Source organism: Bacteroides sp. L008 (assembly GCF_040812255.1).
Classification (GTDB): domain Bacteria; phylum Bacteroidota; class Bacteroidia; order Bacteroidales; family Bacteroidaceae; genus Bacteroides; species Bacteroides vicugnae.
Map to the genome: position 1 here is coordinate 103,172 of NZ_JBFNXO010000002.1, position 16,550 is coordinate 119,721.

The 16,550-nt window shown below is 40.8% G+C and carries 9 protein-coding genes; 6 read left to right on the top strand and 3 right to left on the bottom strand.

Features of this window, described 5'->3' with window-relative positions:
• Positions 1 to 71: 71 nt before the first annotated feature.
• The gene (locus AB3G73_RS19875) at positions 72 to 2,663 is read right to left on the bottom strand and encodes a helix-turn-helix domain-containing protein (protein ID WP_367745486.1); all 2,592 of its coding nucleotides are present in this window, start codon (positions 2,661 to 2,663) and stop codon (positions 72 to 74) included.
• A gap of 175 nt (positions 2,664 to 2,838) precedes the next feature.
• Here AB3G73_RS19875 and AB3G73_RS19880 point away from each other — a divergent pair, with 175 nt between their 5' ends.
• From AB3G73_RS19880 to AB3G73_RS19900, 5 genes are all read left to right on the top strand, one after another.
• The gene (locus AB3G73_RS19880; protein WP_148363992.1) at positions 2,839 to 4,395 is read left to right on the top strand and encodes an ATP-binding protein; all 1,557 of its coding nucleotides are present in this window, start codon (positions 2,839 to 2,841) and stop codon (positions 4,393 to 4,395) included.
• 296 nt (positions 4,396 to 4,691) lie between these two features.
• On the top strand, positions 4,692 to 5,948 hold the full coding sequence (locus AB3G73_RS19885) for a DUF2264 domain-containing protein (RefSeq protein WP_217721876.1): 1,257 nt from the start codon (positions 4,692 to 4,694) through the stop codon (positions 5,946 to 5,948).
• Between the two features lie 27 nt (positions 5,949 to 5,975).
• Positions 5,976 to 6,998, top strand: coding sequence for a glycoside hydrolase family 43 protein (locus AB3G73_RS19890; protein WP_367745487.1), 1,023 nt, complete (start codon positions 5,976 to 5,978; stop codon positions 6,996 to 6,998).
• A 9-nt stretch (positions 6,999 to 7,007) separates the two neighbouring features.
• On the top strand, positions 7,008 to 8,303 hold the full coding sequence (locus tag AB3G73_RS19895) for a BNR repeat-containing protein (RefSeq protein ID WP_367745488.1): 1,296 nt from the start codon (positions 7,008 to 7,010) through the stop codon (positions 8,301 to 8,303).
• 4 nt (positions 8,304 to 8,307) lie between these two features.
• Positions 8,308 to 9,441 (top strand): glycoside hydrolase family 88 protein, encoded by a 1,134-nt coding sequence (locus AB3G73_RS19900; protein WP_367745489.1) that lies wholly within the window; start codon positions 8,308 to 8,310, stop codon positions 9,439 to 9,441.
• 67 nt (positions 9,442 to 9,508) lie between these two features.
• Here the strand turns inward: AB3G73_RS19900 and AB3G73_RS19905 are convergent, their stop codons facing one another.
• Positions 9,509 to 10,798, bottom strand: a complete 1,290-nt coding sequence (locus tag AB3G73_RS19905) for a hypothetical protein (protein WP_234132539.1) — start codon at positions 10,796 to 10,798, stop codon at positions 9,509 to 9,511.
• Between the two features lie 86 nt (positions 10,799 to 10,884).
• Entirely contained in the window at positions 10,885 to 14,982 is a 4,098-nt protein-coding gene (locus tag AB3G73_RS19910) for a two-component regulator propeller domain-containing protein (RefSeq protein ID WP_367745490.1), read from the bottom strand.
• A 239-nt stretch (positions 14,983 to 15,221) separates the two neighbouring features.
• On the opposite strand from AB3G73_RS19910, the gene AB3G73_RS19915 reads away from it, so the two are divergent.
• The gene (locus tag AB3G73_RS19915) at positions 15,222 to 16,499 is read left to right on the top strand and encodes a DUF4861 domain-containing protein (protein WP_234132537.1); all 1,278 of its coding nucleotides are present in this window, start codon (positions 15,222 to 15,224) and stop codon (positions 16,497 to 16,499) included.
• Positions 16,500 to 16,550: the final 51 nt, after the last annotated feature.

Here is a 16,550-nt window from a genome sequence, read left to right on the forward strand (position 1 = left end):
GCTTTATGATGCAGCAAAAGTAGGGCAGAGGCAAGTAAAACGGACAACAATCAGGTTGAAACAAACAGTAATCACGTTGATTTCTTCACTTTTTCGGCATATTCTGACGGGCGGCATCCGTACATTTCCTGAAAGCATTTGCTTAAATAACTGGAACTGCTAAAACCTGTGTGTTCCGCAATTTCTGTAATACTTAGCTTGCCCTCTGTTATTAGTTGTGCTGCCCGTTGCAGACGAATGTTGCGGATAAAGAGGCTGGGAGACTGATCGAGCATAGTCACCAGTTTGCGGTATAATCCCGTTCGCTCCATACAGAGGTCGCGGCTTAGTTGCTCCACCGAATAGCCATTGACGTGCAGATTCTGTTCCACCAGTTTGATGGCTTGTGCCAGAAATGCAGATTCTTCCGTGTCCTGTTGCTGATGGTCGGGAGACGTTTCTTCTATGCTACAGGTTAGAGAATTATTTTGTTCGATCAGGTTGCGTATACGGAGTAATAGAATCTCTTCTTTATGCTTGCGTTCCATTTCCTTTCTGCTCCAATAGATATACAATCGGATACCGGTGAAAACAATCAGTAATAAAATGACTGCATACAGGATATAAGCCGTGGTTGTTTTCCACCACGGTGCATGGATGGTTAATTTTATTGCTGTCACTTTGCCGTTCCACTGAAGAGGATTGTCCGAAGCCATGACTTTGAATGTATAATCTCCCGGTGGTAAATTGGTGTAAACAGCTTGAAGAAGACCTTTCCCCACAGTCGCATTTCCCTGTCTTCCTGCAAATGTACTCATCCATTGCGGGTCGATACCTTCCAGTTGATAACGGTAGTATGTGCGTTCATGATTGATATAATTCAATGCCGAAGATTCGAAAGTCAGGAAGTTTTGGTTATAGTCCAGTTCGATTTCGGTTGTATAAGGAGCAGCCTTGGACAGGATGATGCGGTTGCCATATTCTTTTCCAGTATTCACTTTTTCTCCATACAAGCGTAAGGCTGTGAAAACCGGCGGATCAGGAAGCATTGGATGAATGGAGTCCTTGTCGGGATGGAATATGTTAAAGCCATCAATACCACCCAAATAGAGAGTGCCGTCGGAAGAACTGAATACGGCATCTTTTATGTATTCGCCGTCCAAAGCACCGTCCAACTGATTGAACCGGGTGAAACTGATGTTCTTATTCTCCGGATTTATGTGGATGCGTGTGACACCATTACTGGTCGTTACCCAGATGTCTCGATATTTATCCTCAATGATACCCTGGATAAAGTTATTGCTCAATCCGTTTTCGCGGTAGAAGGTACGTGGGATAGAGTCGTTTTCGCTGGTGAAAAGTTCCAGTCCGTCAGGAGTTCCTGCCCATGTCCATCCGCGTGTGTCGGTATATAATGTATGATATACTTTGTTTCTGAAATAACAGTTCCTTGGGGTGTTCAACCGGTTCAGGATTTCAGGAGAAATTGTAGGGATAGCTGCCGATTTCAATACATGGGATTTCTGCTCATTGACTGTCAGGCGATAAATTCGGGAATGAGCTTTCAGATAGATATTTCCATCTTTATCTTCGGCGAAAGATTCAATATTGATTTCTTCTTCCGGGGAGACGGGAAATGCATTGCGACCTATATGAGTCAGTTTATGCATGGACGGGTGATGATATAATAATCCCCGATTGAAAGTTCCGAGCCATAACCCTCCTTGCCGGTCTTGAAAGACAGTGCTGATTTCGGTAGAGACAATCTGTCTGTTTCCGGTTTCCAATAGGGGGATGTATTTTTGTGTTCCTGTGTGGAGGTCAATAATCCAAAACCCGTGAACGCAACTAATATAGGCTTTCTCACCATTAGGGGTAATGATAAGGGTATTGAGAGTATAGTTCTGTTCGAAGAGTTTTTTCCATGTGCGCTTGTGGCTATTGAAATAGAATAAACCGCCTTTACGCCCGTTGCGTAGTTGATAGAAGCCGTCTGCGCTTTTGACGACGAGAGAAGTATTTTGATATTCAGCCTGTTCGGATGCAGGATAAGCGGCTATATTGTATACAGTTTTTTGGTCGGCTATGTGGTAACAGGACACTTCGCCTGTGTCATAGAATAAATATAGGGAGGTACTGTCGGCATTTAGGTCCTGCAATTTTCCGGAATACTTGCCGGGCAAGGTTATACGGGTCTTGTTGTTTAATTCCAGTAATTCGTTAGCTATGAGTAGCCAGATGTGGCCAGAATCGTCTACAAAAAGGTCTTCTACGGGGGCTTGTATCTTTCTGTTCTTAAAGTAAGCGTCTAAATCAGGAATGTATTCCTCTCTGTACAGGTCAATGCACATCAGTTTGTGAGTATCTTTAATCCATAAAAGAGAATCCTCACTCTGGTAAATGCGGTAATGCCCGTTATATTGGTTTAATGGATATACGTATTCCGTGGTGCGGTGAAGATAGCTAAAATGTACACCGTCGTATAAATTTACATTACCGCTGGTGGTGAATACCATTCTTCCGTCGGGCAACTGGAGGATATAACGTATTTGGTTATCACTCAATCCTTGCGACGCATTGATGGTGGTGAACAGGAATCCACCGGCATATATGAACGGTGTCATCCTGAAACAGAAAAATAAGCAGAGCAGAATCCGTATGTTTCTCAAGCTATTGGTAGTCATGGCTATTTCAATATTACAAAGGTAATTGTTTCTTTCGGAAATAAAGAGGATAGGGGGAATAATTATGATATAATCATTCTTGCGATATCATTCCTAATCTTTTAACACCCTTCACTTTGTCTACGCGAGGAAATCGTTTATCTTTGCGTAGTGAATACTTAAATATCATCCCATTATGATTTACCCCATAGGAATACAGAACTTTGAGAGTCTGATAAATGACGGTTATGTGTATGTGGACAAGACGGCGTTAGTCTATCAAATGGCTACTACCGGACGTTATTATTTTCTTAGCCGTCCCCGACGTTTTGGGAAGAGCTTGCTTCTTTCTACGCTGGAAGCTTATCTGAGTGGGAAAAAGGAACTTTTCAGAGGGCTTGCCATCGAGAAGCTGGAACATAAATGGGAGGAACATCCTATTCTTCATCTTGACTTGAACACCGCCAAATATGACGCGATGGATAGCTTGAATCATGTTCTTGATGACAGTCTCAAAAAATGGGAAGAGATATATGGCACCTTTCCTACAGAAGTAACCTTCGCCCTGCGCTTTAAAGGAATTGTAGAACGTGCTTACGAAAAGACCGGTCATCGCGTAGTTATTCTTGTGGATGAATATGACAAGCCTATGCTGCAAGCTATTGGCAACGAGGTGTTGCAGGCTGAATATCGCAGCACGCTGAAAGCTTTCTACTCTGTACTCAAAACGCAGGACCGCTATATCAAACTTGCTTTCCTGACAGGTGTGACGAAATTCGGCAAGGTGAGCGTGTTCAGTGATTTGAATAACCTGAATGATATCTCTATGGACGGCCGTTACATCAATATTTGCGGTATCACAGACGGAGAACTTCACGAATATTTTGATAATGATGTGGTACTGTTAGGTGAAAGAAATGGGTTGACAAAGGAGGAATGTTACACTAAACTGAAGGAACAGTACGATGGTTATCATTTTGACTACAAAACCGAAGGACTCTATAATCCTTTCAGTATCCTCAATACTTTAGCAAAAATGAAGTTTGCCGATTATTGGTTTGAAACAGGTACACCTTCATTCCTTGTTTATCTGATGAAGAATTCGAATTACCAATTAGATAAACTAACCGAAGAGCAAGTTCCCGGTGACTTTTTGAATAGCATTGACTCCATGTCACGCAATCCTATTCCTGTCATTTATCAGAGCGGATATCTCACGATAAAGGGATATGACGAACGTTTCGGCAACTATCAGTTGGGTTTTCCGAATAAGGAAGTGGAGAATGGTTTCATTAAATATTTGATACCTTTTTATACACCGGTAGAAGAGGAAAAAACCGGATTTTTCATTACTAACTTTATCATGGACATTGAACGTGGAGATCCCGAAAGTTTTATGCAGCGAATGCAATCCATGTTTGCTGATACTGACTACAAGATAACGGGGAAGATGGAACTTTATTTTCAAAATGCAATGTATCTGGTGTTCAAAATGTTGGGCTTTTATACCGACGTAGAACGTACCACTAGTAATGGGCGTATAGACATTGTGTTGAAAACCAAAGACTATATTTACGTGATGGAATTGAAACTTGATGGTACTGCCGACGATGCTTTGCGTCAGATAGAGGAGAAGGACTATGCTTTGCCTTTTGCCAAAGATTCCCGCAAATTATATAAGATAGGTGTTGACTTCTCTTCCGAGACACGCGGCATTAAGGAGTGGAAAATAATCCCTGATGCTGATGCATAGTGCATTGTGAAAGTTATGTAGCGGCCTTAGGGATTAATATATCTTCCCAAAAACAACCAATATCAATATCATGCAAACAGTATAGTTGGTCATTGAAATATGGAATAATGGATAGGTGGAAAGTGGAGTAATGTCGTATTATATATAATGGCAATGAGACTCATTTGCGAAAAGATGGCCTTATAAAAGCTTTTCATACGAATAATGGTCTTTTTGTATCCCTTTTTGACGTAAATTTGGACTCTATTTATCTAAGTATGGAGTACCTTTGTAGACGAAAAACCTAAAATAATATCATGAATTTGAATAGACATTACTTACTACTGTTGCTGATAGCAATGTTGTTGATCCCTGCACAGGACCTGTCTGCGAAAAAGAAAAAACAAGTAAAAGAACCGAACGACCGTGAACTGTGGGCGGGAGTATTATATCGAATGGCTGAACCCGTGCTTAGTAATATGAGTGAGGGCAAGTTGCAACAGAACATGTTGGTAGAGTTGAGTCCGACATGGGATGGACGAAATAAGAATGTCACTTATATGGAGTGCTTCGGGCGTTTGATGGCAGGACTGGCTCCCTGGATTTCATTGCCGGATGATGATACGGCAGAAGGTGTTCAGCGTAAACAGTTGCGCGAATGGGCGTTAAAGAGTTATGCGCAGGCTGTAGATCCGGAAAGTCCCGATTATTTGTTGTGGAGAAAAGAGGGACAGACGTTGGTGGATGCAGCCTATATTGCAGAAAGTTTCATAAGAGGATACGATGCCTTGTGGGTTCCGCTGGACAGTGTGACAAAACAACGTTATATTACCGAATTTACCCAACTTCGCCGGGTAGACCCTCCTTATACTAACTGGTTGTTATTCTCTGCCACAGTGGAATCTTTCCTGCGTAAGGCTGGTGCACCGAGTGATACTTATCGCATTGCTTCGGCTCTACGTAAAGTGGAAGAATGGTATGTGGGAGATGGCTGGTATTCGGACGGTCCGGATTTTGCTTTTGACTATTATAATAGTTTCGTTTTGCACCCTATGTATATAGAACCGTTGGAAATCATGACAAATGCCGGTAAGAACAAAGTCTGGAATATGCCGGATTGCGATTATAATCGTGCAGTCAAACGGATGCAACGCTTTGGAATAATTCTGGAACGGTTTATTTCTCCGGAAGGTACGCTCCCGGTATTCGGGCGTTCTATCACGTACCGTACAGGAACTTTACAACCTTTGGCATTGCTGGCATGGAGAGAGTGGCTCCCTAAAGAATTACCAAATGGACAAGTACGTGCAGCTATGACGGCAGTTATCAAACGAATGTTTAGTGATAATCATAATTTCAATGAAAAAGGATTCCTGACTTTAGGATTCAATGGTAAGCAGCCGAATATATCAGACTGGTATACGAATAATGGTAGCTTATATATGGCTTCACTCGCATTTCTCCCATTGGGACTTCCGGCAGAACATCCATTCTGGACTTCACCTGCCGAGGATTGGACAAGTAAGAAAGCCTGGGAGGGGAAAGATTTCCCGAAAGATCATGCTGTTCATTAAGATGGACTAACTAATAAAGATTTATATATGACTAGACTATTATTATTTATTGTAGTTTGTCTTGGCTTGTTGCCGATGCCGGTACAAGCCCAGAAAAACGCTGCATTTATCCCTGGTGAAGTTTGGAAAGATACGGACGGGAATCCGATCAATGCCCATGGTGGTGGACTTCTATATCATAACGGTACTTACTATTGGTATGGCGAATACAAGAAAGGGAAAACCATTTTGCCTGACTGGGCTACGTGGGAGTGCTATCGTACGGATGTGACCGGAGTAGGTTGTTACTCTTCTAAAGATTTGCTGAACTGGAAATTTGAGGGTATTGTGCTTCCGGCTGTTAAAGACGATCCGGATCATGACCTGCATCCCTCCAAAGTATTGGAACGTCCGAAAGTAGTTTATAATAAGAAAACGGGCAAATTTGTAATGTGGGCCCATGTGGAAAGTGCTGATTACAGTAAGGCTTGTGCCGGAGTGGCAGTTTCCGATTCTCCTGTCGGTCCGTTCGTTTATCAGGGAAGTTTTCGTCCGAACAATGCGATGAGCCGCGATCAGACTGTTTTTGTGGATGATGATGGACGTGCTTATCAGTTTTATTCTTCAGAAAATAATGAAACGATGTATATCAGCCTTCTGACTGATGATTATCTGAAACCGAGCGGACGTTTTACACGCAATTTCGTAAAAGAATCGAGAGAGGCTCCGGCAGTATTTAAATATAATGGTAAATATTATATGTTAAGCTCTGGTTGTACTGGCTGGGATCCTAATATAGCCGAGATCGCAGTAGCCGATTCTATTATGGGAACATGGAAGACAATCGGAAACCCTTGTACGGGACCGGATGCAGATAAAACGTTTTATGCCCAGAGTACTTATGTCCAGCCCGTTGTCGGAAAGAAGGATGCATATATTGCCATGTTCGACCGTTGGAAGAAGAAGGATTTGGAAGATTCCCGTTATGTATGGTTGCCTGTGTTGGTAAAAGATGGGAAAATAACGATCCCTTGGTATGAAAAATGGAACCTTTCTATCTTTGACAAATAAAAAATAAATATGAAACGGATACTGTTGCTACTTTGTGGAATAATGCTCGTTCCTGTTATTGCCTGTTCCCAGCATTTGGTTGAAGTAGGAAAGGGGTATAGCTGTACTTCGGTCAATACGACGGTCTTTCGGAATAACTCGCTGGTTACACACGGTGATGAACAATATATCAGTTATTACGATAACGATGGCTATCTGGTACTTGGAAAGCGGAAACTGGATTCGGAACAATGGACATTACATCGCACCCAATATCAGGGAAATGTGAAGGATGCTCATAATATAATTAGCATGATGATAGATGGGGAAGGATACATACATATATCTTTTGACCATCACGGACATCCATTGAATTATTGCCGGAGTATTGCTCCCGGTTCTCTGGAACTGGGGGATAAAATACCCATGACCGGAGTTGACGAAAGAAATGTCACCTATCCGGAGTTCTATCCTTTATCCGGAGGAGATTTATTGTTTGTTTACCGCTCCGGTTCTTCGGGGCGTGGAAATCTGGTAATGAACCGTTATTCGCTGAAAGAACATAAATGGACTCGTGTGCAGGATATACTGATCGATGGGGAAAATAAACGGAATGCCTATTGGCAGTTATATGTTGATGAGAAAGGGACGATTCATCTTTCATGGGTATGGCGCGAGACCTGGCATGTGGAAACAAACCATGATATTTGTTATGCCCGTTCTTTCGATAATGGGGTAACCTGGTATAAGACGAGTGGAGAACGATATGAACTCCCGATCAAATTGTCCAATGCGGAGTATGCCTGTCGTTTACCTCAAAACTGTGAGTTGATAAATCAGACGAGTATGAGTGCCGATGCGGGAGGAAATCCGTATATAGCTACTTATTGGCGGGAACCCGATAGTGATGTTCCTCAATACCGCATCGTCTGGAATGACGGGAAGATGTGGCATCAACGGCAGATAACCGATCGCCAGACACCTTTTACCTTGAAGGGTGGAGGTACGAAAATGATCCCTATTGCCCGTCCGCGTATTGTGGTAGAAGGTGGAGAAGTCTTTTATATTTTCCGTGACGAAGAACGGGGAAGTCGTGTGTCGATGGCATATGCGAATGATGTGGGTACGAGTAAGTGGACGATAACGGATCTGACGGATTTTTCCGTGGATGCTTGGGAACCCTCTCATGATACGGAACTTTGGAAAAAGCAGCGGAAACTGCATCTCTTTGTACAACACACCCGTCAGGGAGATGGTGAACGCACAGCGGAAATTGAGCCTCAAATGATATATGTATTGGAAACGAATATGGATACAAATAAATAAAGGTATGAAGAAACGATATGCAACTCTTTTTTCTGCACTCTTTCTAGGCGGTGCAATCTGTGCAAGTTGTACGGATAAGAAGGATGCTTCTGCTGAAGAAGTGATAAACACCATTCATAAAGTGAATCATTATTGGCAGACGAATCATCCGGAACACGGACGTTCTTTTTGGGATAATGCCGCTTATCACACCGGAAATATGGAAGCTTATTTTTTGACTAAGCAGCCGGACTATTTGGAATACTCGAAAGCCTGGGCGGAACATAATGAATGGAAAGGGGCAAAATCAGATCATAAGGAAAACTGGAAGTACAGTTACGGTGAAAGTGATGATTATGTGCTTTTCGGTGACTATCAGATTTGTTTCCAGACGTATGCCGATCTCTATAATCTGGAACCGGATACACAGAAAATAGCCCGTGCCCGCGAAGTGATGGAATATCAGATGAGTACCCCCAATCATGATTATTGGTGGTGGGCGGATGGCTTGTACATGGTCATGCCGGTCATGACAAAGATGTATAATATAACTAAGAATCCGCTCTATTTGGAGAAACTACATGAATACCTCTCCTATGCTGATAGTATTATGTATGATGAAGAGGTCGGACTTTATTACCGGGATGGAAAATACGTGTATCCTAAACATAAAAGTGTGAACGGCAAAAAGGATTTTTGGGCACGTGGAGACGGCTGGGTATTGGCCGGATTGGCAAAAGTCTTGAAAGAACTTCCTGAAACAGATAAGTATCGTCCGGAATATATAGACCGTTTCCGTACCCTGGCTAAGTCGGTTGCTGCTTGTCAACAGCCGGAAGGCTACTGGACACGCAGTATGTTCGACCCACTGCATGCACCGGGACCGGAAACCAGTGGAACGGCTTTCTTTACCTATGGTTTACAATGGGGAATCAATAACGGTTTCCTGGATGCTGCAGAATATCAGCCGGTGGTTGAAAAAGCATGGAAATATCTCTCAACAGTTGCTTTGCAGCCTGATGGCAAGATTGGATATGTGCAACCGATTGGTGAGAAAGCGATACCCGGTCAGGTGGTAGACGCAAACTCCACTTCGAATTTTGGAGTAGGTGCGTTTCTATTGGCAGCCTGCGAACGGGTACGTCACTTTAGTAATTAGCATTGGTTTCTGAAGACATAAAAAATATGGGTAGTAAATCTACCCATATTGACTAAAATGTGATAAACTATTTTTTCTTGTATATACTAATATCTTTAACTCCCCGGCTTTGGAGAAGTGTTTCCAATTGTTCGTTGGTTAGATATTCTTTGTAGCGTCCTTTACCATTGGTCGTATCTGCTGTCGTTTTGGAGTGATAGCTTCCATTGACAATAGAGTTTTTGATGGTGTTGTTGCTGGATGAGTTATATAGATTCATGTCAGCTATATTGTTTTTAGCATTCTTGTTATTTGCAACGATACAGTCTGTCAATGTGAAAATACAGTGTTCTCCTATGTTGTCTGCATCAAGAGCAAAACGTCCGTTGTTTTGGCGAGAAGCATAGTTGTCTGCGATGACAGTATTCTTGATATTGATGAGGTTGGGCTTTTCCTTGTTTCCATTACCGAAAATGGCAGAACCTTTGTTGGTAGCAGTATTTTTGCAGAAAGTACATGAAATTAGTTCGACCTTATTCTGTTGGTGAAGTTGTATGGCTCCTCCATTGCCAATCAAGTCTGTGTCTGATGCGGCATTTGCATGGAAGAGACAATCCTCGATACGGATTGTATTACCAATGCGTGCACAAATACCTCCGCCGTTTACAGCTGCATAGTTGTTGGTGAATGTACTTTTTTTGATATTGATATTTTTTCCGGCATCAGCATTGCTGTTATTTATGTATATGGCTCCTCCCTCTTTGGCTGAACAAGAGTCGAATGTACAATTATCAATATTGAATGAAATGGGTTCGATGAAGTTGTTAAAGTAAATGGCGCCACCGTTTGAACCGCGTTTCGGATCATCACTATTACTTGAGACAACAATACATTTTTTGAAATTTAGATTCTTCAGATTAACATTACCTGTGGAGTAGGTGATATACAGGGCGCCTCCATGATTCTTTTCTTTGGGGGAGAAGCCCTCGAACCAAAGCCCTTCTATGAGGATTGCCTTGTTTGATTCTGACTTGTTGTTGATAAAAAATGCCCTGTTGTCTTTACCGGTAAAAACCGCTTTGTTTTTTTGAGCATCAGGATTCTTTAGAGAGTTTTCATTACCGGCAAATCCACCGATTAAGGAGATAGCTTTGGTGATATTTATTCCTTGCGGCAGTACATAATTACCTGATGCTATATAAATAATGTCCCCGTCTGCTGCACTTTTGCAAGCGTTTTGAATGGAGGTGGCATTTTCCCAGGATGTACCGTTCCCGTTTGCATCACTTTTTACAAACCATTCGGAACCAAATATGTTTGCCGGAATAAGTAAGAAGCCGAATAAGGCTAATACGGAGTAAATGAATTGTTTTTTCATGGTATGAATAATAATTAGTAAATACTGTCACAAAGGTAAGGTGAAAGTCATATTAGAGATAAGATGTATGTTTCTATTTCTGGTATCTAGGTTACATTTCTATTCTTTTCTTCATATTCTGATGGAGAAATATTAAAGAAAGCCTTGAAGCGTTTGCTGAAATAAGAAGGATCACTAAAGCCAACCCTTGCGCAAGTTTCAGAAACGTTAAGCCCTTCGTCTTTCAAACATGTTGCTGCTGTTTTTAGTCGTATACTAAGTACCAGTTTTTGTGGTGACATATCTGTAATTGCCTTAATTTTTCGATACAATTGCGTACGGCTCATACCTATTTTTTCTGCGAGATCTTCAATTCTTAATTCCGGGTCATCAATGTTCTCCATAATGTAGTTGTGAACTTTCATAAGGAAGCGTTCATCAATGCTTGGTTCTCCGGCTATGCATTTATCCTCAACAGTGATTTTTCTGCTGAATGCCTTCCGTAGTTTTTCACGGTTCATGATTAGATTTTCAATTCTTGTTAGAAGTAATTCAGCATTGAACGGTTTGGTTATATAGTCATCTGCTCCGTACTGCAATCCTTCCTGTATCTGCGGAATGGTGATACGGGCTGTTAATAGGATAATGGGGATGTGTGATGTCCTAATGTCTTCTTTCAGAATTTTGCATACGTCAATGCCATTCATCCCAGGCATCATAATATCGCATACGATAAGGTCGGGGATGGTATGGAGGGCTATATCTTTGCCGTTCAAACCGTTTTCCGCTTCTTTGATATTAAACTTGTGTTTTATTTGCGACTTGATGTAAAAACGGATGTCCTGATTGTCTTCTATAATTAAAACAGTGTATCGTTTTGATGTTTCTTTTTTCTTCTCGGAAGAAGAGGAGTTTTCAACATTGGATAATAAGTTGGGCTGGATTAATTCGATGTTTTCAGTTATTTTTTCTTTGGAGAGAGTTATTTTATCCCCTTCATTCAGATGTTCGTCTCCCAAAGGCAGAAATATGCGGAAAATAGCTCCTTCACCTTCCTTGCTTTCTGCCCATATTGTTCCCTTATGAAGTTCTATAATCCCCTTGGTTAGGTTGAGGCCTATGCCTGTACCGTAAACTGTATTTGTTTCGTAATTATTGGCTTGATAGAACGGGTCGAATATTTTATTCAGGTCTTCTGCCGCAATTCCATGTCCGGTATCTCTTACTTTTATTTCCACTATTTGTTTGACGTTTGCCGGCAGATTATCAAACCGTTTTCCATATTTATTAATGGCAGCCGGTAGCTCCCATTGGCGGATATCAATTGTAATTTCTCCATTATTCCGTGTATGGCGAAAGGCGTTGGAGAGAAGATTGAACAGGACTTTCTCCAGTTGGTCGCTATTGTACCATAATGGTGGATTGTCCACTGCATAATTGAGATGCAGTTTGATATTCCTTTGTTTGGCCAATTCATGGAAAGCAATGAAGATTTCATCAATGAACTGTTTGAAATTGCCAGTTTCGACCTTTAACTTCAGATTTCCGGATTCTAGTTTTCTAAAGTCCATCAACTGATTGACTAGCAGTAATAATCTATTAGCATTTTTTTGTACTATATTTAGGGAGTCGACAATGCGTGAAGGTATGCTACTATCTGATAATAAGCTGTTAAGAGGCCCGATGATAAGTGTTAACGGCGTGCGTAGTTCATGCGAGAAATTGGTGAACAGGCGAATTCGTAATTGATGATTTTCCTCTAAATTCTGCTGTTCTATTTGCTTTATCCTTAGGTTATTCTCCAGCCTTTCTTTAGTGATGAAGTAGTTGAAGATAAACCACAGTAATGATAAGCCAAGAATGGTATAAATCGTGTATGCCCACCAAGTTGCCCAAAATGGGGGAGTGATAATTATTGTGAAGCTGGTTCCTGCCTCGTTCCATATTCCGTCATTATTGCTTCCTTTCACCCGGAACTTATATTTTCCGGGAGGGATGTTTGTGTAATTTGCAGTAGTGATGTTGTTGACGTAGTTCCAGCCTTTGTCAAATCCTTCCAATTGATAAGCATATTGGTTGGTATGGGGGAAAATGTAGTTAAGAGCCGCATAACTGACTGAAAACTGGGACTGATCGTATTTTAAATAGATTTTGTTGTCTGTTTCAATCTGATGTATGGGAGTGTCGTATTGTGGAAAACTGTTATTCCATATTTTGAAGTCAGTAATAACAATCTTCGGAATATGTGGGTTCTTTTTGAGATGTTGGGGACGGAAACTAATAAATCCGTTACTTCCTCCTACCACAAAGGTTCCGTCAGTTGTTTTTAGACAGGCATGCATGTTAATTTCCTGAAGAGGAAGGCCATTGGCGTGTGTGTAGTTAATAAAAGAATAGTCTTCTATATTAAGGCAAGAAATGCCACCTTGCGTTGTAAGCCAAATATTTCCGGCATTATCTTCAAGGATGCCGCATACAGCTTTATTGCTTAATCCATTTCGCTCGTCGAAAACTTCAAAAAGTTCTGTGGTACGGTTGTAGCGACAGACTCCCTCTCCATAAGTGCCTACCCATAGCTCATTATTGGAATCTTTGAAAAGAACGGATATGTTGTTGCTAGTCAAACTTCCGTTTTGCAGTCCGGCTTGATATTGTTTAATATCATGGTTTATATAATTATATTTGTATAGCCCGTTGTTACGTGTTCCTATCCAAATGATAGAATCAGAATCAATTAATAGATCCTGAACATTGACAAACTGTCGGGGCTGTTTTTCTCCTTTTACTGGAAACTTGTTAATATAAAGGTTTGTTTGGGGATTAAAACAGGTCAGATACTCATTGGTATGCGAAGCCAGCCAGATAGTACCGGTGCTGTCCTGTTCTAAATCGCGCAGATATGCTCCATTGTATTGTTGAAGGGTTTTCTTCAACCTTCCTTTTGTCTGAAGCGTATAAAGATTACCACCGAAGATGCTGATATATAAGTCTCTATTCTCTACTAGTTGGATATATTTAACTTCCTCATTTAGTGCCGGATTTATGAGCTTATTTGAATGAAAGATATAGCTCTCCTGATCCTTGTCATATTCAATAAGTCCGTCGTTGGTGCCTATCCAGAGTCTGTTATTCCATTCGATGAATGAATTATAACTGTGTACAGGTCGCCTGATATCCTTTCTTGCTACATGAAACTGAAAATAATTACTGAAATGACTGTAATAATCAACTCCTCCTATCCATGTTCCTGCCCAAATATTCTCGTTGCGGTCTTTGTATAACGCTATCACTGTATTGTCACTTAAACTTCCTGTTTCTCCGGTTTGAACAATATGCGCCATACATTGATTTAAGGTACTGTTGTATATAAGTATTCCACTTCTTGAAGCTAATACTAAATTGCATGATTCATCCTCAATGATGTATCCTATCTGTTCATTGTTGAAATTAGTTTTATTATGAATCCCTAAATCAATGGTTATGAAACGTTGCGTCGGGCGATCGAAACGTTTTAAACCGCTGTATGTGGTTCCTATCCATAAGTTCTTTTTGCTGTCCTCGTAGATATGGTAGATATTGTCTTTTTCTGTATAAGGATAGGAAGTTATTTCTTTATTGACAAGATTATAAAAATAGAGCATATTGCCATCTGTGAAGCAGAGATTGCTATAAGAATCTTCTGTTAACCATATGATGGGGTTTCCTTGAAAAATATGGTGAAAACAGTCATGTTCTTTATCGTATATGTCAAGACCGGATGTAGTGGCTATCCATAACCGGTCTTTGGAATCGACATATAGATGCTTTATAATATAATCAGATATACTATTCTTTGAACTACTGTCAGGATAGTAGCGTGTGACTTTTTTGGTGATGGGATTCATCCGGTTTAATCCGTAGTGAGTTCCTATCCACAGGTATCCATCTCCCGTTTCTGTAATAGTGGTAATATCGCTGCTACTGATGCTGGTTGAGTCTTTGGGAATGTTACGGAATATTTCAAAGCCGGTTCCGTCATACTTGTTTAGTCCGTCTCTGGTACAGAACCACATATAATCTTTGCTGTCTTGATAGATTCTGATGATCGTATTTTGCGATAATCCATCTTTTACGGAAAGATTGAGAAAAGATATATTAGGTTTTTGTGCAGTACTGAAACAGGTGTATAGCACAACCAATAGTATGGCGGTTAATGTTTTTTTCATTGTATGACGATTTTGAAAGTTAAGAGATTTATTTCTTTAAAACAAAAGTATCATTTTTCTTATTCTTTCTTACGGGGGAATGTTACATCTTTTGGTAGATATGTTTCATTTGGTGGATTTTGAAACATGGATTCTTGTCTTTGGAATAATAGTACGAGTAAATGTGTCTGTTAATGCTTATGTTTGTTGCACTCGAAATGACTTTGTTTTTCAACCGTTCAATAAAGACTGCAAAAGATATGAAACAACTGTATTTGGCAATTTGGGCTCTTTTAGTTCTCGCTTGCGGGAAGAACGAGAAGGCTTTACATATTACTTTGACTAATCCTTCGGATACTGTTCGGGTGGATGAGTCCTTTGTTATACGCCGGGAACAATTGAACATTGATGAAAGTAGTGAATTAGTGCCGGTATTAATGGATGAATCCAACAATTTTATTCCGTGCCAATATGATGATGTGGATGGAGACGGTCGTTGGGACGAATTGGCTTTTGTCTGTGATTTACCTTCTATGGTACGGTTAAATCTTAAGATAGATTGGGTTAATCCAAAGAAATATCCTGTTTTTCCTTATCGCACGAACATTCGTTATGGAAAAATGATAACTCCGGGCAACATCAAGGAATTGAAGACCGACGTGCATGGTAGTGAAGGTTTGCCAAGAGGTGAGGGGTATCCTTATCAAATGGACGGTCCGGCCTGGGAGAATGATAAAGTCGGATTCAGGCATTATTTTGACGGGCGCAATAATCGGGATGTTTTCGGTAAATTGCTTCCTGCTATGGTACTTGACACTGTAGGGATAACTGTTGACGGGATGCCGGGGGATACTTACAATGTGATGAGAAATTGGGGAAGAGATATTCTGATGGTTGGCAGATCTCTTGGAGTGGGAGGAATTGCTATGCAACTGCCGGATACATTGATAAGATTGGGGGTGTTACCGGAACAAACCGTAGATAATGTCGATTCTACCCGCTACACTTTGATAACCAAAGGAACTGTACGCTCTATGTTTAAGCTTAATTATTATGGTTGGAAGGTAGGAGAATGTAAAATTGATTTGCAGGAGATAATTACTATTTGGGCTGGCAAATATGGATATGAAAGTTTGGTGACCACTAATGCTTTGCCGCAAAATGCACGTCTCGTAACGGGATTGGTTACTTTAGAGAATGAAAAACCGCAAGTCTCCAGGTTACATTCTGACAAGTATCTGTCGATGAATACACATGATCTTCAGGCAAATAAAAAAGAATGGTATTTAGGGCTGGGGCTTGTTCTACCTGTTTCAAATGTCGATACACTATTTGAAGCTTCCAGTCTGAATTCAAATATACGAAATACTTGGTGTGCAGGTTTAAAGCCGGATTTAAATGGGGAATATCGTTACAGAGTCTATGCTGCTTGGGAAATGAGCGACAAGCGTTTTATTAATCGTGATTTTTATTTAGGAATGATCAATGACTATATTGAGCGGTTATGTAATCCGGTTCTTATGGAGATAACCCCATAAGATGAAAATATGGGTGATATGTATCAATGTTACCTGTGAATGAACGATAAA

Bases quoted from the DNA above. Each gene is read 5' to 3' on its own strand.
- AB3G73_RS19880 (WP_148363992.1), top strand. From the start codon at position 2,839: ATGATTTACCCCATAGGAATACAGAACTTTGAGAGTCTGATAAATGAC.
- AB3G73_RS19875 (WP_367745486.1), bottom strand. From the start codon at position 2,663: ATGACTACCAATAGCTTGAGAAACATACGGATTCTGCTCTGCTTATTT.
- AB3G73_RS19905 (WP_234132539.1), bottom strand. From the start codon at position 10,798: ATGAAAAAACAATTCATTTACTCCGTATTAGCCTTATTCGGCTTCTTA.
- AB3G73_RS19900 (WP_367745489.1), top strand. From the start codon at position 8,308: ATGAAGAAACGATATGCAACTCTTTTTTCTGCACTCTTTCTAGGCGGT.
- AB3G73_RS19915 (WP_234132537.1), top strand. From the start codon at position 15,222: ATGAAACAACTGTATTTGGCAATTTGGGCTCTTTTAGTTCTCGCTTGC.
- AB3G73_RS19885 (WP_217721876.1), top strand. From the start codon at position 4,692: ATGAATTTGAATAGACATTACTTACTACTGTTGCTGATAGCAATGTTG.
- AB3G73_RS19910 (WP_367745490.1), bottom strand. From the start codon at position 14,982: ATGAAAAAAACATTAACCGCCATACTATTGGTTGTGCTATACACCTGT.
- AB3G73_RS19890 (WP_367745487.1), top strand. From the start codon at position 5,976: ATGACTAGACTATTATTATTTATTGTAGTTTGTCTTGGCTTGTTGCCG.
- AB3G73_RS19895 (WP_367745488.1), top strand. From the start codon at position 7,008: ATGAAACGGATACTGTTGCTACTTTGTGGAATAATGCTCGTTCCTGTT.